A 19,845-nucleotide genomic window follows, 5' to 3' on the forward strand; every position below is an offset into this window, starting at 1 on the left:
CGTAGACCTGAAATCCGTGTGCTGAAACTGCCGTCGCATCGCCAGTCACCCGACCTGCGTGCCGAACGCCACCGCACCAGCCGGGATACCAGCTGCGCCCGGCTGCCAACTCTGTGCCGGGGCAGCCGACCCGGCTGCCAACGCCGACCACGGCAACGCCCACACACCCTGGTTGTGGTAGGGCGACGACACGAACAGCTCTGCCTGTGAGGCACCCATGCCATAGCCGAGCAACTCGCGTGGGCCGGACGAACTGGGTAGTTTGCCGGCCGCCCGTTCGACCAGCGTGTCTGACGCTGGCGTGGCTGTGCCCGCAGCGAACACGTGGATGTTGCCAGCGTCGACAACCTGGCCGCTGATGTCCTCGCCCGGCGCGCCCACCGCGATCAGCAGGGTCTGCCCGGTCGGCGCTACGCCCGGATTGGTGTTGACCAGCAGAACCTTCTCTCCGAACAGGTCACCGGCCTCGTTGTCGTCGGCGATGTTAGCCGTGGCCTGGCTGATCGCGGCGAGTTCGGTCAGGCTGGTGCCGGACATCTTGAACTGTTGCACCAGTCCCACATCGGTTGCGTTCGCAGTAGAGTCGTCTTCCCCTGGAACACCGACTGCGAGGATGGAGTCACCGGCGGGCCAGTACGGTGCCATCGCGATCGACTTGCCGAATGTGTCATCGGCCTCCATGGCGTCGGAGATCCCAGAGCTGTCCTGGTCCACCGTCCCGGTTCTGGTCGGCAGGTTGCTGGTCAGGGTGTGGCTGTAGACGTTGACCTGACCGGCGAACTGTGTGTTCGCGTTCTTGCCCTCGCCCGGAGCCGAGGCTGCGAGGTGGTACGGGGTTGCCGCGACCGCGTACCCGAACCTGTCGTCGGTCTCGGCAGTGCCACCACCGCCGTTGCTCTGGTCGAACGCGACCTTCACCGAGCCACGGAAGTAGTACACGACGCCGGCGTCGGCATGGCCGCTGACGTCTTCGCCAGGTGCGCCTACCACCAGGAACGGCTGCCCAGCCGGGGTCTGGCCTGCGGTCAGGGAGAAGCCGAAGTTGTCGGAGGCGGCCTTCGCGCCTGGCACGCCGTTGGCGCCCTGCTCGTACAGCATCGGCGGAGCGCTGCTGCTCCTGTTCAAACCCGAAGGGGAGCCGAACAGCAGCTGTACCTCACCGGTGTCCACGGTCGAGCCGCTGTCCTCGAACGGCGTACCGACCGCCACGTCGGCGCAGCCGTCCTTGTTCGCGTCGAAGATCGCGAGCGCATGTCCGAACCGGTCGTCGGGCTCCGAGTCGCCGACAACCTCGGCGTCGTCCTGGGTGATCGCTCGGGTGGCTCCATCGGAGCCGTTGATGATTCGAACCAGTCCTGCGTTGGCGTCGCCGTTGACAGTCGCCTGCGGGTCAGCGATCAGTACATCGCGGACCCCGTCACCGTTGAAGTCCCCGTCCACACCGTTGGCGCAGCCGGGCACGGGCGGTGGCAGGATCATCACCTGGAACTCGCAGAAGGAGGACCAGTTGCTGTCGAGGCTGCCGTCGTTGCCGCGGGTCCGCCACTGGTAGATGCCGCCCTCGGTGAACGCGCCGGAGGGCACTGTGCTGGAGAATGTCGTCCCGGGCGCCGCGGTGCCGGTGATCGCTGACCCGATCTTGGCGCCGCCGCCGACAGCCCACCATTCGAACTCGGCCTTCACCACAGCGCCTGCGTCGACGTCGGAGATCACCGCCGACAGTTGCGGCGTCAGCGTGTTGATCACCGGCCGGGCCGAGCCGGTAACACACGCGGTGGCAGGACTGGTCGACAGGGTCCCGACCGTCGGGTAAGAGTTGTAGGTGACCGTCGCTACCGGCGCGAAATCCAGATAGGAGGCGTGGTTGGCGCGCACCTGCTTCCAGTAGGTCACGTCGGTTTCCGATGCTGCCTTGATCCCCATGTCCGCGCTCGTGTCTCCGGCAGCGGCGGCGGTCCGGAAGAAGTTTGTGGCGTCCACCGACACCCATCCGTCGCCGCAGGAGGTGCTAAAGCCCGTGGTCTCCGTCGAGCTGCTCTGGTTGGTGATCCAGGCAGGTTGGTTGCCCCATAGGACCCCGTTGGGGATCGAACCGGTGGTCCACACCTGCCACTCTCGGGGCGAGCATGTTCCCGAGTAGTAGTTGAACAACTTCAGCGACGCTGACGTGATCGACGTGCCTACCAAGACAGTGCTATCCCAGCGGATGAACGCCCGTGCGGTTCCGTTAGAGGCATGCCCGAAATGCAAGTCGTTGTTGCCACCCTTATGGGTGGTCTCGCCTTCTTTGGCGTAGATGTCATAGGAGTTGGTGAGAGCGTTGATCACGGGGTCGATCACCAAAGGCCACGACGCTGCGGCATCGGTCATCCACGCCACATCCGGCGTCAGTCGCAGCTCAAGACCCGGCTCGGCCTGCGACGTTCGCCTGCCCTGCACGAGCGCCGAAGCCTGCGTGTCAACCGCCCGCACCCGTGCCGGCTCGTTGGTCGGCGTGAGCGCTGCGTCCCACATCTCCGGTGCTGGCACCTCGGCCACCCCACGCCCGGAGCCGTCGACGATCGTCATGTTGCCGTGTTGGTCACGCTCAATCGCCGCCGCATTCTTGCCCGTGACCGGGAACACGATCTCACGCACCTGATCCACCGCGGCGCGGCTCTTCACGATCAGAAAGGTCTCCACGCCTGTCCCGGTCGCCTCCACCACCAGATCGACCCCAGGCCGAGCATCGACGTAGGTCGCCTTGTTGGACTGCAGCACCGGCTCGGGCAACGCACCGTCCCAGACCACTGACAAGCGGTCTTCACCCGTACCGAATACAGCAAGCTCGTGAGACCCCACCGAGGTCGCGCCCGCAAGCCGGACGTCGTACGGGTCAGCCACCGTCCGGACCGAACCATCAGCAGGGTCCTTGACCAGTGTCAGGTCCATAGGCACCCAGCCGGCGTCTCGCCTGACACGTACGGGGCCAGAGCTCAGCGTCGCCTCGAAGCCGCCCTCAGGCAGCGCCCAGACTTCGGTCGTCTCTGAGGTCAGCTCATCGACCTGCACCCGATGTCCAGACATACGAGCCGCTGCTGCCGCATTGGCATGTGCCCTCGCCATCAGATCACCCGGATCACCAGCGACGGCCTCGACCATCGGCTGTGCGGATGGCTCAACGCGCTCTTGCGCCGATGCAGGCACGACCAGCAAGCCGACCGTCGTCACGACGGTCGCGAATAAGGCACCAAACGACCGACCAACCCTGCGTCGTTCAGCTAAGAGCAGACCCCGCATGACCAACCTCCAAGAACGCTTGGAGCGGCACGCTATGCCAAAGAGCCAGTGACGCGCTGCCCTTACGATTTCCACCAATCCGGACACGAGCGGATGAAGATTCTCGCGGCCATCGACGATCGCCACACTTCGGCCACGGAAAATCACCGTGCGTAGTCGTCTCAGCGGTCACTCATTGCAACAACCCACCACCCCGTGACTTGCGTCACACGTACCTTGAGGTCGGTTACTGAACCTTGGAACGGGTCGCCGCAATCACAGAGCCATGCACCGATCAATACATCTGGGGGCGCCGCACGACGCGAGCCTGGGAGCGCACGCCATGCGGCGCGTGCGGCCGCGCTCCGAGCTGGAGCGGGCCGCGCCCGGCGGGCGGTTGTTGCTGGAGTACCAGCCCATGGTCCGGCTTGCCGACTCCGCCGCCGTCGGGTTCGACGCACTGACGCGCTGCAACCACCCCGCCCGGGGCCGGCTCGGGCCTGCGGAGTTCATCGACATCGCCGAGGAATCCGACACCATCTCACGATCTCTACCTGCGCCGCATACTTTTGGACGTCGTCAAACTCGACCGCGCGTTCACGTCCACGCTCACCACCTCCACACGCCGCATGCGTTGACGGCCGTGCGGCAGGCCCACCGGAGCGAGGTGTGCGCACCAGGCAGGTGCGCGCTACCGGTACCACTCACGCTCCGGTAACACGCTGCGTGATCGAATCACCGGCGGAAGTCGGCGATGAACGAGGATGCACGATGACGCAGGTGGACACGACGGAGACCGCAGCAGGGACCTGGCGCGCTAAGGCCCGCGGAGCGATACACGCCGCGTCCCGGCCCGGGTTCTGGAGGCGGGGCCCGGTGCTCGCCGCGCTGGCCCTGCTGCTGGGCGTGCTCTTGCTGCTGCACGACCTGGTCCCGAACCGGATCGGGAACCTGGGCAGCCTGGTGGAGACATTCCTGCCGTGGCTCGGCCTGGGCATCCCGGTGCTGCTGGCCGGGGCGCTGTGGCGCCGCTCCCCCGCCACGGTGGCCGCGCTGCTGCTGCCGTCCGTGGTGTGGCTGAACCTGTTCGGCGGGCTGCTCGGCGACAAGTCCCGGCCGGGCGGCGACCTCATGGTGGTGCAGCACAACGTCGGCGCGGAGAACGCCGACCCGGCCGGCACCGCCCGTGACCTGGCCGCCTCCGGGGCGGATGTGCTGGCCCTGGTGGAGCTGACCGAGCAGGACCGGGGCACGTACGAGCAAGGGCTGGCCGCGGCGTACCCCCACCACACGGTGCTGGGCACGGTCGGGTTGTGGAGCAGGCTGCCGCTGTCGGACAGCCGGCCGATCGACACCGGGATGGACGTCGGGCCGCTCGGGGACGCCAAGACGGCCGAGGAGAAACTGGTCTACAACCGCGCGCTACGCGCCACGGTGGCCACCGGCAAGGGTCCCCTGGCGGTGTACGTGGCCCACCTGGGGTCCGCCCGGGTCAATCCCCGGGGCGGCTTCTCGACCGGCGACCGGGACCGCAACGCCCAGGCGCTCGCCGAGGCCGTCGCCGCCGAGCGCAACGAGCGGGTGGTGCTGCTCGGCGACCTGAACGGCACGGTCGACGACCGCGCGCTGGCCGGCCTCACCTCGCGACTGCGCTCGGCCCAGGTCACGGCCGGGGACGGCTTCGGCTTCAGCTGGCCGGCCGCGTTCCCGGTGGTGCGGATCGACCAGATCCTGACCAGGGGCGTACAGCCGCAAAGCTCGTGGGTGCTGCCCGCCACCGGCAGCGACCACCTGCCGGTGGCGGCCCGACTCGGCTGGTGAGCAACGCGCGGCGAGCGGCGATCACGGCCTGGCCGAACGGATGACTATAACGTCATACTTCGATACCCTTCTCTTTCTAGATGCTTTCTTTCCTATTACGAAAGCGTTCTGAGGAGGAGCGATGCCCCGCACCCGATCCCCCGTCGTCTCCGCGTGCCTCGCGCTCGCGTCGATCGCCGCCACCCTCGTCGGCGTCCAGCTCGTCACCGCCGCGCCCGCCGCGGCCGCCACCACCGCACCCCAGCTGGTCGTCAACGGCGACTTCCCCGACCCCGACGTCACCCGCTTCGACGGCGTCTACTACGCCTACTCGACCAACAACGGCTTCGGCAACGTCCCGGTCGCTTCGGCGACCTCGCTGACCGGGCCGTGGACCCGCCGCGGCAACGCGCTGCCGAGCCTCGGCGCGTGGGCCAGCGGCGGCCTGACCTGGGCGCCCGAGGTGACCCGCCGGGCCGACGGCCGGTACCTGCTCTACTACACGGCCCGCAGCACGGCCGTGGGCCGGCAGTGCATCGGCGCGGCGCTGGCGACCTCCCCGATCGGGCCGTTCACCCCGGTCGGCACCCAGCCGCTGGTCTGCAACGGCGGCGAGGGCGGCGACATCGACGCGTCGAGTTTCGTCGACAGCACCGGCGCGCGCTACCTGCTGTACAAGGACGACGGCAACGCCATCGGCCAGCCGACCAGCCTGTGGCTGCAGGGCGTCGCCGCCGACGGGCTCACCTTCCAGGGCGGGCGCGTCGAGCTGCTACGCAGCGGGCGGCCGGAGGAGAACGGCGTCATCGAGGCCCCGGTGCTGACCAAGGTCGGCGCGCAGTACGTGCTGTTCTACTCGCTGGGCAGCTACGGCGGCGACGCCTACCAGACCAGCTACGCGACCTCGGCGTCGCTGACCGGGCCGTACACGAAGGCGTACCGGTCGCTGCTCACCACCGACAGCGTCAACGGCGCGGTCCGCGGGCCCGGCGGCGCGGACGTGGTCCGCGACCCCGCCGGTGACCACCTCGTCTTCCACGGCTGGATCAACAACTACAGCGCCCGGGGCATGTACGTGGCGGCGCTCGGCTGGTCCGGCGGCTTCCCCGTGGTCCGGGGCAGCCGGGTGCGCACCGAGGCCGAGCGTGGCACTCTGAACCGCTGCTCGATCCGGAGCACCACCACCGCCTCGCAGGGCCAGGCCGTCGCGTACATCGACTACGCCGACAGCTGGGTGCAGCTGAGCGTCTTCGCACCCCGGGCCGGGGCCTACACGGTGTACGTCGCGTACGCGGCGGGCTTCGGCGACGCCCAGCACACGCTGACCGTCAACGGCGGCTCCCCCACCACCGTCAACTACCCGAACACCGGCTGGGAGACCTGGCGGCAGGTCCCCGTCAACGTCACCCTGGCGGCGGGCACGAACACGGTGCGGCTGACCTTCCTGTCGCGCTGGGCCGAACTGGACTACTTCGAGGTGGCCTGACCACGGTCGAGGCCCGGCGCAGGTCGCCGGGCCTCGACCGGGCCGTCAGGACGACGGGCGGCCGGTGGTGTACAGCCACTGGTCGAAGAAGCCGTCCAGTTCCCGGTTCGCGGCCTGCTCGGCCAGGGCGATGAAGTCGGCGGTCTTGGCGTTGCCGTCCTTGTGCTGCTCGGTCCAGGTGCGCAGGATGCCGAAGAACGTCTCGTTGCCGACGAGGCGGCGCAGCGCGTGCAGGGTCATGCCGCCGCGCTCGTAGACGCTGTCGGAGAAGATCTCCTCGCGGCCCGGGTCGCCGGGCGGGATCTTCCACAGGTCCGACTTCGCGTCGGCGTACCGCTTGTCGTACTGCTGCTGCACGGTCGGGCCGCCGTCGTGCTCCAGCCACATCCACTCGGCGTAGGTGGCGAAGCCCTCGTTGAGCCAGATGTCGCGCCAGGTGTCGACCGAGACGCTGTCGCCGAACCACTGGTGTGCCAGCTCGTGCGCGAGGATGCCGGTGTCGGGGCCGTCGGCCCAGGTCTCGGCCGTGTACACCGGGCGCGTCTGGCTCTCCATCTCGTCCTCGACGCGGCGTTCGGCGACCACGATCCCGCCGTAGGCGTCGAACGGGTACGGCCCGGCGATCGTCTCCAGGAAGTCGGCGACCTCCGGGGTCCGGGCCAGGTTGCGGTCGGCCTCCCCCACCGGGACCTTCTCCGCGATCGCGGTGATCACCGGCTTGCCCTTGTGCTCGCCCTGCGCCAGCCGGAACTTGCCGACCGCCATCAGCGCCAGGTACGACGCCATGGGCGAGGTGACCTCCCAGCGCCAGGTGCTCCAGCCGGCGTCCTCGGTGCGCCCGCGCAGCAGCCCGTTGCTGATCCCGCTGTAGCCGGGCGGCACGGTCAGCTCGATGTCGTACAGCGCCTTGTCGCGCGGATGGTCGTTGACCGGGAACCAGGCCGCCGCCGACTGCGGCTCCCCGACGGCCACCGCGCCGCGCCGGCTGGTGAAGAAGCCGTTGTTCTCGGCGTCGCCCTCCGGGGTGTCGGCGGGACGGCCGCCGTAGACGACCTCGGTGGTGAACACCGCCCCGGAGGCGACCGGCGCGGCCGGGGTGATCACCAGCTCGTCGCCGACCCGCGAAGACTCGGCAGCCGTGCCGTCGACGGTGACCTTGCTGACCGTCAGCCCGTACAGGTCCAGGTGGAACCGGTCGAGGGGCTGGGTCGACTTCGCGCGCACCGTCGTGGTCCCGTCCAGCCGCCCGGTGGCCGGATCGAACTTGACCTTCAACTGGTACCGCTCGACGTCGTAGCCGCTGTTGCCGTAGGTCGGGAAGTAGGGGTCCCCGATGCCGGCCAGGCCGACCTGCCCGGTCAGGCTCGGCGGGAGGAGGCTGCAGCCGGCCAGCAGCGACGATGTGGCGACCACCATGCACACGATTCGGGCTTTTCGCATGGAATCACGTTAAGTGAGGCACGGGTTCGGCGTGGACGGTCGGTGAAGCTGAGAGGAACCTGCGAACGCTTCCCGGTCGAACGCGGCGCATTACCTGCCAGGTAATCGACCACCGGCGCGCGGTGCGGAAACGTGGTGCCCATGACGAACAACGCACTGCTCGCCACCGCCACCCCCCGCCTGCTGCGCAACGCGCTGCGCGTCGACGCGATCGCCTCCGGCGCGACCGGGATCGGCTTCCTGGCCGCCGGGCGGCTGCACGCCGACCTGTTCGGCCTGCCCGTCGCGCTGACCCTGCCGACCGGCCTGTTCCTGCTGGCCTTCGCCGCCTTCGTAGGGTTCACCGCCACCCGCCCCGAGGTGAACCTGCGGGCGGTCCGGTCGATCATCGTGCTCAACCTCGGCTGGGTGCTGTTGAGCGCGGCCGTGCTCGCCACCGGCCTGGCCCCGCTGACCGCCCTGGGCACGGTTTACGTCCTCGCGCAGGCGGCGGCCGTCGGGCTGCTGGCCGAGCTGCAGTTCATCGGTGTCCGGCGCGCCCGTCGATGATCGCGATCGAGGTTAAGGTGGGCGGCGTGACGACCGCCCACCCCATCGGCGCCCAGCTGCGGCAGTGGCGCGAGCGTCGCCGGTACAGCCAGCTCGAACTGGCCAACCTCGCCGAGATCTCCACCCGGCACCTGAGCTTCGTCGAGACCGGACGCTCCACGCCGAGCCGGGACATGGTCCTCGTGCTCACCGACCACCTCGAGGTCCCGCTGCGGGAGCGCAACAAACTCCTGCTCGTCGCGGGCTACGCGCCGGTGTACGCCGAGTCGGCGTTCGACGCGCCGCAGCTGGCCTCGGTGCGGGCCGCGCTGCGCCAGGTCCTCGACGGCCACGACCCCTACCCGGCGGTCGTGGTCGACCGGGCCTGGAACCTGGTCGAGGCCAACAGCGCGCTGTCGCTGTTCACCGACCTGGTCGCGCCGCACCTGCTCGCGCCGCCGGCGAATGTGCTGCGGGCCAGCCTGCACCCGGACGGGCTGGCCCGGCACATCGTCAACCACGGCGAGTGGCGGGCGCACCTGCTCACCCGGCTGCGGCGGCAGATCGAGATCACCGCGGACCCGGGGCTGACCGCGCTGCACCGGGAGCTGTCCGGCTACCCGTGCCCGGAACCGGAACCGGCAGTGGAGCTGCCCGGTCCCGGCGAGATCCTGGTGCCGCTGCGGGTCCGGGCCGGTGACCTGGAGCTGCGCTTCTTCAGCATCATCGCGACGTTCGGCACCCCGATGGACGTGACCCTGGCCGAGCTGGCCATCGAGTCGTTCTACCCCGCCGACCCCGCCACCGCCGACCTGCTGCGGAGCCTGTCGAAGGCCTGAGGCCCGGCGGGCTCACCGATGGCGTTCGCCGACGTCGGCGAGCAGCGCGACACCGTCGTCGTGCCGTTCGGTCCACGGGAACTCGGCGCTCGGCTCCCGGCTGCTGCTGCGGGTGAGGTGCACGACGGCGTACCCGCCGCCGTCCTGGATCCGGAACAGGACGTCGTCGCATCTCGTGCAGCGCGCCAGCAGCACGAGATCCTTGCCTTCCAGGACGTGCCCGGCGGCCCGCTCGTGCTCGAACTGCGCCAGCAGGGCAGCCCGCCGGTCGGGGTCGTCGGCGAGATCCGCCCAGTGGGTCGGCAGGACGGCCCGCCCTCCGTCCACGGCCACGGCGCCGTCGGCCAGCAGGCGCAGCTCCCGCTGACGCACCGGGTAACGCTCGTCGTGGTATTCGACGGCGTGGCTGTCCAGTAGTTCGACGGCCAGCGCCGCGGCCAGGACCAGCCCGTCGGCGTAGAACTCGTACTCGTCGTCGGGCGACGCGAACCCGGAGTCCGGCGGGTACTGATGGTCGAGGGTCAGGTCGAAGCGCTGCTTCCAGGCCGCCAGACCGTCGACCAGCGCTTCGCTGATCGGCAGGGACGCGGGGTCGCACACCTGCGAAATCCCGTCGGCGTCGGTGACCGACAGCGGGTGGCCGCAGCAGTAGTCGGCGCTCATGACGATCCGTTGCCTGGTCATCGGCCGATGATCGCACCATCGGGCCGTCGGCCTCGACCGGGTTTGGCGACCCGGTCGAGGCCGTGCCGGGTCAGAAGGTGTACGGGGTGGCGTACTGCGGCCGCAGGATCGTCGTGCGCGGGGCGACCTGGCGGATCGCCGCCTCGAACGCGGTCAGCCGCTGGAGGTCGGCGGGTGCGACGACCGGCGGGTTCTGCAGCGGGGTCTCGAAGTTGTCCCAGTGCACCGGCACCACGACCGCCGGGTGGCCGAGCGCCTCGATCAGCCGGGGCACGTACTCGTGGGTGGAGCTGCTGGACGGCAGGGCCAGCATCGCGACGTCCGGGTTCAGGCCGCGCAGGTTGCGCTCGACGAAGTCGCTGGCGCCCATGAAGAACACCGACGGCCCGCCGGTGACGGTGAGCTGGTACGACAGGGTGTCGCCCTCGGGCAGGTCGGCGATGGTGGCCGGGGCCGGGCTCGGCGGGCTGGTGCGCACCCCGGGAAACGCCATCGACCAGGACCCGTTGCGGCTGTGCAGCGCGGACACGACCTCGACCGAGTAGTCCCCGAACGCCAGCACCTCCCCGCCCTTGACCGGGCTGAGCTGCGCGGAGGGCACGCCCGCGGCGAGCCCGAGGTGGTACGCGGTGAGCGTGCCGAAGACCCGGGCGCCGGTGGTCGTGGCCACGTGCGGCACGTCGTTGAAGTGGTCCCAGTGGGTGTGCGTGACGAACACGTTCTCCGGCTTGCCGACGTGCGCGGCCACCGTCGCGGCGTCGACGGTGAGCTCGGTGGCGGGGTCGAACGCGCCGGTGAACAGGCCCGTCGGGAAGCGGGTGAGGTACGGGTCGATCAGGACGGTGCGGGCACCGACGTCGATGCGCCAGCCGGAGGTACCCAGCCAGCGGAACGTCGCCGTCTGCCGTTTCGCCGTGCCCGGCCGGGCGGCGGGTGCGGCGGCGGCCGGGGCGGCGGCGACCGGGATGGCGGCCATCGAGGTGAGCGCGGTGCCCGCGGCGGCCGTCGCGAGGAAGCGGCGGCGGCCGACCTGGTGCTCTGACATGTGGTTCCCCTCGTGCGGTGGATCAAGTTGACCAGCGCAGCGAAACATCCGGCCGTCGGCACCGTCCAAGATCGCAGAGCGGCACCTGCCATATCGGGCCGGATATCACCCCAGTTCAGACGCCAGCCGAGGATGGCGGCCGGTGTCTTATGTCACTCTCCGCGCAGCTCGCCGACGGCCAGATTCGCGGCCCGCCCGAGCACCAGGTCCAGTTCCAGCCGCGGCATGGACTGCCGCTCGGTCCTGCCGAACACCGCCACGGCGTAGCGGCCGCCGTCCGGGTACTCCACGACGCCGGCCTCCATGTGCAGGCCGGGCAGCGTGCCGGTCTTCGCCGCGACCCGGACGCCGGGCGGGAAGGCGGCGGCGAGCCGGGTCCAGAACAGCTGCCGGGACATCAGCGCGCGTACGGTCGCGCAGGCTTGCGCCGGGCCGGCCTCGTCCCGCCAGATCAGGGCGAGCAGCCGGGTGATCTCCTCCGGGGTGCTGGAGTTGGTGCGCGCGGGGTCGTACACCCGCAGCGCCCGGACCTGCTCCTCGGGCAGGGCCGGGTAGATCCGGGCGAACTCGTCGTCGTCGCCCGCGCCGACGTCGGCGATCATCGTTTCCAGGAGCTCCCGCGGCCCGCCGATCAGCCGGGTGCGGGTCAGGCCGAGCTCCTGGGCGAGCAGCGGCAGCAGATCGGGGCCGCCGACGCGACCAAGCAGCATGTCGGCGGCGGTGTTGTCGCTGACGGACATGGTGAAGTAGGCCAGGTCGCGCAGGGACACCTCGACGTCGTCGGCGCAGCCCGCGGTCCCCCAGCCGCCGAGCCGGTCGCGTGAGCGGACCAGCACCCGCTCGGCCGGGTCCAGCGAGCCGGCGACGGTCTGCCGGGCGAACTCAAGTACCAGCAATATCTTGAAAATGGAGCCGATGACGACCTGGTCGTCGGCCCCGACGGCGATCTGTCGGCCCGTGTCGAGGTCGCGCGCGTGCAGCCACCCCCGCATGCCCGCGGCGGCGAACACCTCCGCGATCCGGTTCGTGATCAACATCGGTTCAGCCTATGGTCGGACAGTGGATCTCTCCAAACACCTGCGCTACTTCCTGACCGTCGCGGAGGAGCTGCACTTCAGCCGGGCGGCGGCGATCCTGGGCATCGCGCAGCCCCCGCTCAGCCAGGCCATGCGGCGGCTGGAGGACGAGCTCGGCGTGACCCTGTTCGACCGGCTGCCCCGCGAGACCGCGCTGACCGCCGCCGGGCACGCGCTGCGCGACGAGGCGCGGGAGTTCCTGGCCGCCGAGCAGCGCATGCGCACCCTGATGAGCACCATCCGCGACGGCGCGCTCGGCACCCTGCGCGCCGGGGTGCCGCCGGAGACCCCGGCCGCGGCCCTGGGCGAGCTGCTGCGCCGGCTGGCCGAGCAGGCCCCCGGCCTCGACGTCGACCTGCAGGAGCTGACCACGGCCGAGCAGCTGGAACTGCTCGCCGCCGCCCGGCTCGACGTGGGCCTGGTGCACCAGCCGGTCGACGACGTAGACCTGTGCGCGGGGCCCGCCGTCCGCACCCGGCTGGGCGTGGTGCTGCCCCGCACCTCCCCGCTGGCCAGGTCGAACGAGCTGGCCCTGGCCGACCTGGCCGGGCACGGCCTGGTCGTGTTCCCCCGCGCCACCGCGCCCGGCTGGCACGACCACCTGCTGGCGGTGTGCCGCGAGCACGGCTTCACCCCCGGCCGGATCCGGCACGCCCGCAACCCCGAGTTCCTGTGCGGGCTGGTGCTCGCCGGTCAGGGCGTGGCGCTGGAGCGGGAGTCCGCGACCCGCCGCGAACCGCGGGTCACCTGGCGGCCGCTGACCGGCGACCCGCTATGGCAGCAGGTCGCGGCTGTGTGGCCGCGCCGGTCGCCGCACCCGGCGGCGCAGCGTTTCGCCGCGGTCGCCGGTGAGGTCCTCACCCGGTCCGCGGGCCTGCCCGCGCCCGAGCGGGCCGAGGGAGCGCCGCCGCCGTGGTCGGTGGTCTTCCACACGGCCCCGGGCGTGTGACCCGTGCTCAGGAGTTCAGCAGCTCGCGGACCTCGCGGGCGAGTTCGACCGAGGCCTCGATCTCGACCTTGCGGATGGACACGCTCTCGACGTTGAACCCGAACGGCACGCCCAGCCGCCGGCAGAACGCGGAAAGCTCGCGGGCCGTGGCGATGCACTGCTGGTAGGACTCCGTCAGCGGGTCCTCGGAGAAGCGCAGCGCGTTCTCCAGCCAGCGGGGCACGTCCACGCCCAGCCAGTGCAGGAACGACAGCGTCTTCAGCGAACCGCACACCGACAGCGTGAAGATCACCGGACGGGGCGCGACGCCCTTGGCCGCACAGGTGTAGAAGTAGTCCGAGAGCATGCTCTTGGTCGCGTCGACGTCGTACACCACCTGCGTGATGAAGAACGACGCGCCGCGGTCCTGCTTGGTCAGCATGCGCAGGTGCTCGTCGCCGCTGCGGGTGTAGCGCTCGGTGATGGCGACCGCGCCCAGCGGCAGGTCGGCGCGGACCCGGTCGCGCAGGGTGTACGCCTGCGTCAGGCCGGTGCGCACGCCCTTGTCCCGCGACGACGCGCCGACGAAGACGCTCAGCACCCGGTCGGTGTCCACCTCGCCGAGCCAGTCCGCCAGCTCGGGCTCGGTGTACTTGCCGACGCACCGGTAGATGACCGCGGGCCGCTCCCAGCCGCCGAGGTGATCGCGGTGGAACGACACCGGGTCCATCGTCGGCAGGTACGGGAACGGGCGCTCCTGCGGGTTGCGGTCGCTCTCGTCGTCGATGTCGTAGAGGATCAGCCCGTCGAGGTCCACCGTGGCCAGCCGGGCGAGGGTCACCTCGGCGATCTGCGCGGCCTGCTCCGCCGAGACGCTGCTGCGCGGCGGGGTGATGCCGAGCAGCAGCACCCCCGCCTCGGCCCGCTCCAGCATCGCGCGCAGGGACCGCCGGGCAGGTGCGGTGTCGTCAGCCATGCGCTCACGGTATCGAACCCGCTCGTGCCGTAAGCGCCCGTGACAGGGCGATCAGCGCCACATTCCGGCGGCGCGTGGCCGGGTGGGCGGCCCCACCCGGCCACGCACCGCTCAGTCGAGGTGCGTGCAGACGTTGTCCGTGGTGCCGTGGACCATCGTCAGGGTCTTCTGGAACGTGGGCGTGAACGCCATGGTGTAGACGCCGTCGATCACCCAGATCCCGCGCGGCAGGCTGCTCCCGTCCGCCCGGAACCCGAAGATCGCGGGCCCCACGACGTACCAGGTCATCGACCCGTCGGTGCCGTAGTCGATCATCGCGGTGCCGCTCGCGTCGAACTCCTTCGACACCCCCGTCTCCAGGTTGGTGAACTTCACGATCAGGTCGCCGGCGTACAGCTCACGCTTCGGCGAGCCGTCGGGGTAGCTGTCGAGGACGAGTTTGCGCACCTCGTCCAGGACCGGCTCGCTGCGTACGGCGAAGTCGCAGCGCGCCCCGGCGGGCTGCTCGTAGCCGCCCTGCGGGGCGGGCACCCAGCCGCCGTGCGCACCCGCCTCCGCCGCCTGAACCGGTGCGGCCCCGGCCAGCAGCGCGCCGACCACCGCCACGATCGCGATGACTGATCTGCGCATGAGCGCTCCTTCCCTTGTTTCGTCGACTGCCGGCACAGCCTGGCCCGGCCGCCTCACCAGCGCCTGACCATCGGGAAAGGACACCTCCGGGCAAACCGGCGCTCCGGCGACAGGCTTCCGACGGCCGCGCGCGGCTGCCTCACCACCGCCTCGACACGCGCCAAGGTCAACCGGTCGGCGGCGGCCGGGCGTCCTAACGGTATGGAGTTCCGCCTGCTCGGCCCGTTCGAGGCCTGCCACGACGGCCGCCCGGTCGAGATCGCCAGCCGCCGGCAGGAACGCTGCCTGCTGGCCCTGCTGCTGCTCGACCTCGGACACCCGGTCACCATCGACCGGCTCATCGGCCTGCTGTGGAACGGCGACGCGCCCGCCTCGGCCCGCGGCGCCGTGTACACCTACGTGGGCCGCCTGCGCGCCACGCTGAGCCCGTACGGCGTGCGCATCACCACCCGCGCCGACGGCTACCTCGTCGAGGCCGACGAGCACCGTGTCGACGTCACCGACTTCCACCGCACCGTGCAGCGGGCCCTGGAACTGGCCGACCCCGCCGCCCGCGCGGGCCTGCTGGACGACGCGCTGCGGCTCTGGCGGGGAGCGCTGCTCGCCGACGTGGCCGACGAGACGCTGCGGCACCGGCTCGACGGGCAGGTCGACGAGGCCAGGCTCGTGGCCGTCGAGGCGCGCGCCGAAGCGCAGCTCGCCCTCGGCAAGCACCCCCGCGTGGCCAAGGACCTGGCCGACCTCGCCACGCGGCACCCCCTGCGCGAACGGCTCGTCGGCCTGCTGATGACCGCTCACTACCGCGCCGCCCGCCAGGCCGACGCGCTGCTGCTGTACGAGGCCACCCGGCAGGCCCTGGCCACCGAACTCGGCGTCGACCCCGGCCCCGACCTGCAGGAACTGCACCGGCGCATCCTGCGCAACGACCCGCGCCTCGACCAGCCCCGCCGCGCCGTGTACGAGGTCCGGGTCCGCGACGAGACGCTGCCCTGGACCGTCGGCGGCCACCCCGCGCTCGACTTCTGCAACACCTACGCCGGCTGGGGCCTGTCCACACCCCTGCCCGGCGCCGAGTGGCTGCGCGGCTACCGCACCTTCGCCGTCTGGTCCGGCTACCTCGGCCTCGTCGACGACCCGACGGTCAGCCGCCTGCTCACCCTGGCCGACCGCGATCCCGTCGAGGCAGGACAGACCCTCGCCGAGGCGTGGACGCTGCGCTCGCACGTGTACGCCTGCCTGCGCGGGCACGCCGACAACGCCGCGTTCGACGCGGTCGCCAGAGCCGCCGAGGCGGCCGCCAAGACGCTGGAGTACACCCGCGACGAGACCGGCGGCGGCCGCTGGCGGCCCAGCCTGGCGGCCGGGCTGCGGCTGCCCCTGCACGCCGCCGCCTGGAGCGCCGCCGAACTGCTCGCCGACCCCCGCCGGCTGACCGTGCGGTCCTGCACGCAGTCCCACTGCCGGTGGCTGTTCCTCGACGAGGCCGGCATGCGCCGCTGGTGCAGCCTGGTGACCTGCGCCGGCTAAGGCTCCAACGTCGCGGGCATGCCGAAGGCGGCGACGTGGCGCGCGCCGACGAAGGCGTTGCTCTCGGCGATCCTTCCCTGCTCGATCCGGAGCACGTCGACGACCAGGGCCTCGTAGCGCGGGCTGCCGGGACCGCGCAGGTAGCAGATCAGCGCGGGACGCCCGTTGGCGGAGCTGGGGAAGGTACGCCAGTCCAGGGGACGGCTGAGGAACGCCACGACCGCGTCGATCCCGACGACCGGCGGCGCGGGCGGCATCGTGATGCGCACGTCCTCGGCGAGCAGGGCACGCAGCGACGGCGGGTCGGCCGCGTCGGCGTACCGGCGCAGGATCCCCTCGTCCCGGCGGGTCAGCGGCGGCCGCCGCCAGTCCCGCGGATCGGCCGGGGCGTGGTGGCGCACCGTGTGCCGAGCCCGCTGCAGCAGGCTGTTGACCGCGGTGACCGGGGCGCCGAGCGCGGCGGCGACCTCCTGCGGCCGCCACCCGTGCACGTCGCACAGCACGAACGCGGCGCGCTGCCGGCCGGGCAGGTATCGCAGCGCGACGATCAGGGCGAGCTCGACGGTCTCCCTGGCCGGGACACCGGCCTGCGGATCAGCGGCCAGCAGCGCATCGGGATAGGGGCCGATGTCGGTCGACCATTCCAGCAGGTCCCCGGACGGCACGGCCCGGTTGCCGGCCGCCTTGCGGCTGTCGAGGAAGGCGTTCGTGGCGATCCGGTACAGCCAGGTCCGCACGGAGGCACGTCCCTCGAAGCGGTCGCGGGCCCGCCACGCGCGCAGGAACGTCTCCTGCACCAGGTCGTCGGCGTCGGGCACGTTGCCGACCAGGTGGTAGCAGTGCAGGTGCAGGTCGCGGCGGTGCTCGCCGAAAGCGTCCCGCAGCCGGCCGGCCGCGTCGGACATGCGGTTCTCCCGGAGCTCGTTCGTCGTCACGACGGTACTGACGATCGAGAAGGCCGTCCTTCATCGGTGAGCGATGAAGGTTCGCGTCCGCGCTCGTCTGGAACCGTGACCGATCCGGTTCGCGAAAGGACGACACGATGACGGCAAACCCCATGCTCGGCGCGGAGACACCACCGGTCGTCGACCGGCGGACCTGGCTGCGGGCCCGCGACGAGCTGCTGGCCCGGGAGAAGGCCCACACGCGCGAAGGCGACGCCATCGCCGCCGCCCGCCGCGGGCTGCCGATGACGCTGATGCCGCCGGTCGCCGTGCAGGGCCCCGGCGGGCCGACCCCGCTGGTGGACGTGTTCGAGGGACGCCGCATGCTCATCGCGTACTTCCACATGTGGCACGACGGCGAGCCGTTCGAGCGGCAGTGCGAAGGATGCACCTTCTCCACCTGCCACGTGGGGCCGCTGGATTACCTGCACGCCCGGGACGTCACCTATGCCGTGTTCTGCCAGGGCCCGTACGCCGACAGCGCCGCGTTCGCGCGGTTCATGGGATACCCGTTCCCCTGGTATTCGGCGCGCGACAGCGATCCGGCCCTCGCCGACGGCCGCGACTTCGGGTTCATCGCCTGCTACCTGCGCGACGGCGACCAGGTCTACGAGACCTACTGGACGACCGGGCGGGGCGTCGAGGCGCTGATGACCAGCTACCACGCCCTGGACCTGACGGTGTACGGCCGGCAGGAGGCCTGGGAGGACTCCCCCGACGGCTGGCCGCGGCTGAGCGGACACCCGTGGCGGCTCGACGGCCGCCCGACCGCCCAGTGGAGCCGCCCCGGCGTACACCCGGCGACGGCCTGACCCTGCTCAGTCGCCGACGCGTACGACCGCGGTGTGCGCGTCGGCGACCGCCAGCCGCACGATGGCCTCCAGCCTGCGCATCTCCAGCTCCAGCCCGCAGGCGAGCGGCCCCGTCCGCACGGTCAGCATGCGGGCGGCCTCGGACATCGGCAGGTTCAGCGCCGCACGCAGCTCCTTCACCAGCCGGACCCGGTCGGTGTCCGCGACGGTGACCTGCAACCCGAACCAGCCGCCCTGCTCGCGCAGCAGCGCATGCTCGGCACCGTCGACGCTCGGGCCGAGGTAGCTCTCCACGGCGTACTCGCAGCCCGCGCACCGCTCCGAGGCATCCCAGCTGAGGCGTCGCCCGTCCAGCCAGCCGACCAGCTCATACGTCACCACACCCGCACATCGCGGGCACTGGAACGTCGTGGTCGCGCTCTGCGCATGCCCCATCGGCTCCGCCTTCCGTGACGGCACATCGTAGGGCAGGATCGGCCACGCGTGCGGGCCGCTTTCCGTGGCGGCTCCGTCATGGACGGGCGGCGGTCAGCCGTCCCAGGAGGCGGGGCAGCGGTCCGGCGGGCGGCGACCAGACGTCGCGGTCCTGGTAGGACCACGCGTATACGGGGTTGCCGTCGTGCACGAGGTCGCGCAGGCCGGGCAGGCCGAGTTCGTGGGCGGACCACTCGTACAGCAGCTGCAGGCGCGGCTGGATCACGCCGTAGTCGAGCATCCGGCCGAGGCGGTGCTCGTGGGCGAGGTAGGCGCGCAGTTCCGCCGCCGGCGGGTAGCGGTCGGGCAGGACCCGGCCCAGCGACAGGAACACCCCGGCCATGCCCAGCCGCGGGTCCCCGAGGAACCTGCCCAGCACCGCGAGCCGGCCCAGGGCCAGCTTCGGCGCGGCGACCAGCGCGTGGGTGTACAGGACCCGGAGCAGGGCGACGTTGAGGAAGAAGCGCTCGGGCATCGGCTCCTGTTCGGCGAGCTCCCGGTTGTCCAGGTAACCGCTGACGATGCTGGCGTTGTGGGCCCGGTACCAGTTGCGCGCCGTCGGGTGGTGGATGAACGCGGTCCACAGCACGACCGCCGGTGACGACGGCTCGCCCGGCACGCCGCCCGATCGGGCCATGGCCTCGCAGCCGTCGTACAGCAGCCGGTCGTTGACGGCTCGCCACCAGCGGCTGCCCGGCGGTTGCGAGCTGAGGGAGTTGAGCACTCCCCGGCGGGCCTGCCAGCGCATGAACGACATGGCGGCCCGCCGGAACGGCAGGTGCCGTGGGGCCTGGCCCTCGGGACCGTGGTAGGTGCGGGCCAGCAGCGCGATGCGGCGCAGCGGGTCGTCGCGTACCCCCGCGACCTGGTCGGCAGCCCAGTCGGCGGCCGGGTTCGGCGGCCGCTGGACGCCGCTGCCCGGCCGCGTGGCGCGGGCGCGCGGCTCACGTCGGCCGAGGCGCACGCCTGTCCTTGCGCTGGGCGAGTTCCTCGTCGTCCACCAGGACGAGCATCGGCTTGCCCGGTTCGCACAGCATGGTGACGAGGAAGCGCACGCGCACGTCGTCGCGGTTGTTGCCGTCCTGGTAGTGGATGACGTCGCCACCGGGCTCCCAGAACACCTCGCCCGCGCGGACGATCCGCTCGGGCTCGCCCTCCAGTTCGAACACCATCTCGCCTTCCAGCACGTAGCCGAACGCGGGGCCCGAGTGCCGGTGCGGCGGCGTGCCGGGGTCGCCGGGCGGATACTCGATGACCACGGTCATCGCGTGGGCTCCGGCCGGGATGAACGGCGGCTGCGCCTCCTGCAGCATGGTGAGCGCCGTCTGCCACGCGTTCGATCTCGGCTGCCCGCCGGCCGGGTTGCTGCCTGCCATGGGAGACACCTCCGTAGTGAGA

The 19,845-nt window shown here is 71.3% G+C and carries 19 protein-coding genes; 8 read left to right on the forward strand and 11 right to left on the reverse strand.

The window, feature by feature from the left end; genetic code table 11:
* Positions 1-45: 45 nt before the first annotated feature.
* Complete coding sequence (locus tag Cco03nite_RS07345) at positions 46-3,210, reverse strand: DNRLRE domain-containing protein (protein ID WP_203690151.1); 3,165 nt, start codon at positions 3,208-3,210, stop codon at positions 46-48.
* Positions 3,211-3,601: 391 nt separating this feature from the next.
* On the opposite strand from Cco03nite_RS07345, the gene Cco03nite_RS07350 reads away from it, so the two are divergent.
* The 3 genes from Cco03nite_RS07350 (at position 3,602) to Cco03nite_RS07360 (ending at position 6,544) form a co-directional block, all read left to right on the forward strand.
* A complete protein-coding gene (locus Cco03nite_RS07350; RefSeq protein ID WP_275412012.1) occupies positions 3,602-3,976 on the forward strand; it encodes an EAL domain-containing protein in 375 nt (124 codons plus the stop codon).
* A gap of 53 nt (positions 3,977-4,029) precedes the next feature.
* Positions 4,030-5,079: an endonuclease/exonuclease/phosphatase family protein gene (locus Cco03nite_RS07355; RefSeq protein ID WP_203690160.1), complete on the forward strand. Its 1,050-nt coding sequence runs from the start codon at positions 4,030-4,032 to the stop codon at positions 5,077-5,079.
* Positions 5,080-5,200: 121 nt separating this feature from the next.
* Positions 5,201-6,544 carry a family 43 glycosylhydrolase gene (locus tag Cco03nite_RS07360; RefSeq protein ID WP_203690167.1) on the forward strand — a complete coding sequence of 448 codons (1,344 nt, stop codon included), beginning with the start codon at positions 5,201-5,203 and terminating at the stop codon, positions 6,542-6,544.
* A gap of 45 nt (positions 6,545-6,589) precedes the next feature.
* On the opposite strand, the gene Cco03nite_RS07365 is transcribed toward Cco03nite_RS07360, so the two are convergent.
* Positions 6,590-7,984 carry a M1 family metallopeptidase gene (locus Cco03nite_RS07365; protein WP_203690169.1) on the reverse strand — a complete coding sequence of 465 codons (1,395 nt, stop codon included), beginning with the start codon at positions 7,982-7,984 and terminating at the stop codon, positions 6,590-6,592.
* Between the two features lie 141 nt (positions 7,985-8,125).
* On the opposite strand from Cco03nite_RS07365, the gene Cco03nite_RS07370 reads away from it, so the two are divergent.
* Together Cco03nite_RS07370 and Cco03nite_RS07375 are read left to right on the forward strand one after the other, a co-directional pair.
* The gene (locus Cco03nite_RS07370; RefSeq protein WP_203690171.1) at positions 8,126-8,533 is read left to right on the forward strand and encodes a hypothetical protein; all 408 of its coding nucleotides are present in this window, start codon (positions 8,126-8,128) and stop codon (positions 8,531-8,533) included.
* Positions 8,530-9,351 carry a helix-turn-helix domain-containing protein gene (locus Cco03nite_RS07375; RefSeq protein ID WP_203690174.1) on the forward strand — a complete coding sequence of 274 codons (822 nt, stop codon included), beginning with the start codon at positions 8,530-8,532 and terminating at the stop codon, positions 9,349-9,351. Before Cco03nite_RS07370 ends, Cco03nite_RS07375 begins: the two co-directional genes overlap by 4 nt.
* A 12-nt stretch (positions 9,352-9,363) precedes the next feature.
* Here the strand turns inward: Cco03nite_RS07375 and Cco03nite_RS07380 are convergent, their stop codons facing one another.
* The 3 genes from Cco03nite_RS07380 to Cco03nite_RS07390 all read right to left on the reverse strand — a co-directional run bounded on the left by Cco03nite_RS07380 (position 9,364) and on the right by Cco03nite_RS07390 (position 12,117).
* On the reverse strand, positions 9,364-10,035 hold the full coding sequence (locus Cco03nite_RS07380; RefSeq protein WP_203690176.1) for an immunity protein CdiI family protein: 672 nt from the start codon (positions 10,033-10,035) through the stop codon (positions 9,364-9,366).
* A gap of 70 nt (positions 10,036-10,105) precedes the next feature.
* Positions 10,106-11,080 (reverse strand): MBL fold metallo-hydrolase, encoded by a 975-nt coding sequence (locus tag Cco03nite_RS07385; protein WP_203690178.1) that lies wholly within the window; start codon positions 11,078-11,080, stop codon positions 10,106-10,108.
* Between the two features lie 152 nt (positions 11,081-11,232).
* The gene (locus Cco03nite_RS07390) at positions 11,233-12,117 is read right to left on the reverse strand and encodes a serine hydrolase (RefSeq protein WP_203690180.1); all 885 of its coding nucleotides are present in this window, start codon (positions 12,115-12,117) and stop codon (positions 11,233-11,235) included.
* A gap of 22 nt (positions 12,118-12,139) precedes the next feature.
* Here Cco03nite_RS07390 and Cco03nite_RS07395 point away from each other — a divergent pair, with 22 nt between their 5' ends.
* Positions 12,140-13,105, forward strand: a complete 966-nt coding sequence (locus Cco03nite_RS07395) for a LysR family transcriptional regulator (protein WP_203690182.1) — start codon at positions 12,140-12,142, stop codon at positions 13,103-13,105.
* 7 nt (positions 13,106-13,112) lie between these two features.
* Here Cco03nite_RS07395 and Cco03nite_RS07400 read toward each other — a convergent pair whose 3' ends face one another.
* Together Cco03nite_RS07400 and Cco03nite_RS07405 are read right to left on the reverse strand one after the other, a co-directional pair.
* The gene (locus tag Cco03nite_RS07400) at positions 13,113-14,060 is read right to left on the reverse strand and encodes a methylenetetrahydrofolate reductase (RefSeq protein ID WP_239167184.1); all 948 of its coding nucleotides are present in this window, start codon (positions 14,058-14,060) and stop codon (positions 13,113-13,115) included.
* A 111-nt stretch (positions 14,061-14,171) separates the two neighbouring features.
* Positions 14,172-14,690 (reverse strand): hypothetical protein, encoded by a 519-nt coding sequence (locus Cco03nite_RS07405; protein ID WP_203690184.1) that lies wholly within the window; start codon positions 14,688-14,690, stop codon positions 14,172-14,174.
* A gap of 201 nt (positions 14,691-14,891) precedes the next feature.
* Between Cco03nite_RS07405 and Cco03nite_RS07410 the strand changes: the two genes are divergently transcribed.
* Complete coding sequence (locus Cco03nite_RS07410) at positions 14,892-16,217, forward strand: BTAD domain-containing putative transcriptional regulator (RefSeq protein ID WP_203690191.1); 1,326 nt, start codon at positions 14,892-14,894, stop codon at positions 16,215-16,217.
* On the opposite strand, the gene Cco03nite_RS07415 is transcribed toward Cco03nite_RS07410, so the two are convergent.
* Positions 16,214-17,152, reverse strand: coding sequence for an RNA polymerase subunit sigma-70 (locus Cco03nite_RS07415; RefSeq protein WP_239167185.1), 939 nt, complete (start codon positions 17,150-17,152; stop codon positions 16,214-16,216). The two genes, Cco03nite_RS07410 and Cco03nite_RS07415, sit on opposite strands and share 4 nt — an antisense overlap.
* A 107-nt stretch (positions 17,153-17,259) precedes the next feature.
* On the opposite strand from Cco03nite_RS07415, the gene Cco03nite_RS07420 reads away from it, so the two are divergent.
* Positions 17,260-17,973, forward strand: coding sequence for a DUF899 family protein (locus Cco03nite_RS07420; RefSeq protein WP_203690193.1), 714 nt, complete (start codon positions 17,260-17,262; stop codon positions 17,971-17,973).
* 6 nt (positions 17,974-17,979) lie between these two features.
* Here the strand turns inward: Cco03nite_RS07420 and Cco03nite_RS07425 are convergent, their stop codons facing one another.
* The 3 genes from Cco03nite_RS07425 to Cco03nite_RS07435 form a co-directional block, all read right to left on the reverse strand.
* A complete protein-coding gene (locus tag Cco03nite_RS07425) occupies positions 17,980-18,354 on the reverse strand; it encodes a hypothetical protein (protein ID WP_203690195.1) in 375 nt (124 codons plus the stop codon).
* A 130-nt stretch (positions 18,355-18,484) separates the two neighbouring features.
* Positions 18,485-19,411 (reverse strand): hypothetical protein, encoded by a 927-nt coding sequence (locus Cco03nite_RS07430; RefSeq protein ID WP_203690197.1) that lies wholly within the window; start codon positions 19,409-19,411, stop codon positions 18,485-18,487.
* Positions 19,392-19,823, reverse strand: coding sequence for a cupin domain-containing protein (locus Cco03nite_RS07435; RefSeq protein ID WP_203690199.1), 432 nt, complete (start codon positions 19,821-19,823; stop codon positions 19,392-19,394). The genes Cco03nite_RS07430 and Cco03nite_RS07435 overlap by 20 nt, the downstream gene beginning before the upstream one ends.
* Between the last annotated feature and the right edge of the window lie 22 nt (positions 19,824-19,845).

The organism is Catellatospora coxensis (genome assembly GCF_016862635.1).
Taxonomy (GTDB): domain Bacteria; phylum Actinomycetota; class Actinomycetes; order Mycobacteriales; family Micromonosporaceae; genus Catellatospora; species Catellatospora coxensis.

Bases quoted from the DNA above. Each gene is read 5' to 3' on its own strand.
- Cco03nite_RS07420 (WP_203690193.1), top strand. From the start codon at position 17,260: ATGACGGCAAACCCCATGCTCGGCGCGGAGACACCACCGGTCGTCGAC.
- Cco03nite_RS07375 (WP_203690174.1), top strand. From the start codon at position 8,530: ATGATCGCGATCGAGGTTAAGGTGGGCGGCGTGACGACCGCCCACCCC.
- Cco03nite_RS07355 (WP_203690160.1), top strand. From the start codon at position 4,030: ATGACGCAGGTGGACACGACGGAGACCGCAGCAGGGACCTGGCGCGCT.
- Cco03nite_RS07435 (WP_203690199.1), bottom strand. From the start codon at position 19,823: ATGGCAGGCAGCAACCCGGCCGGCGGGCAGCCGAGATCGAACGCGTGG.
- Cco03nite_RS07410 (WP_203690191.1), top strand. From the start codon at position 14,892: ATGGAGTTCCGCCTGCTCGGCCCGTTCGAGGCCTGCCACGACGGCCGC.
- Cco03nite_RS07350 (WP_275412012.1), top strand. From the start codon at position 3,602: ATGCGGCGCGTGCGGCCGCGCTCCGAGCTGGAGCGGGCCGCGCCCGGC.
- Cco03nite_RS07385 (WP_203690178.1), bottom strand. From the start codon at position 11,080: ATGTCAGAGCACCAGGTCGGCCGCCGCCGCTTCCTCGCGACGGCCGCC.
- Cco03nite_RS07365 (WP_203690169.1), bottom strand. From the start codon at position 7,984: ATGCGAAAAGCCCGAATCGTGTGCATGGTGGTCGCCACATCGTCGCTG.
- Cco03nite_RS07360 (WP_203690167.1), top strand. From the start codon at position 5,201: ATGCCCCGCACCCGATCCCCCGTCGTCTCCGCGTGCCTCGCGCTCGCG.
- Cco03nite_RS07380 (WP_203690176.1), bottom strand. From the start codon at position 10,035: ATGACCAGGCAACGGATCGTCATGAGCGCCGACTACTGCTGCGGCCAC.
- Cco03nite_RS07370 (WP_203690171.1), top strand. From the start codon at position 8,126: ATGACGAACAACGCACTGCTCGCCACCGCCACCCCCCGCCTGCTGCGC.
- Cco03nite_RS07405 (WP_203690184.1), bottom strand. From the start codon at position 14,690: ATGCGCAGATCAGTCATCGCGATCGTGGCGGTGGTCGGCGCGCTGCTG.
- Cco03nite_RS07390 (WP_203690180.1), bottom strand. From the start codon at position 12,117: ATGTTGATCACGAACCGGATCGCGGAGGTGTTCGCCGCCGCGGGCATG.
- Cco03nite_RS07400 (WP_239167184.1), bottom strand. From the start codon at position 14,060: ATGGCTGACGACACCGCACCTGCCCGGCGGTCCCTGCGCGCGATGCTG.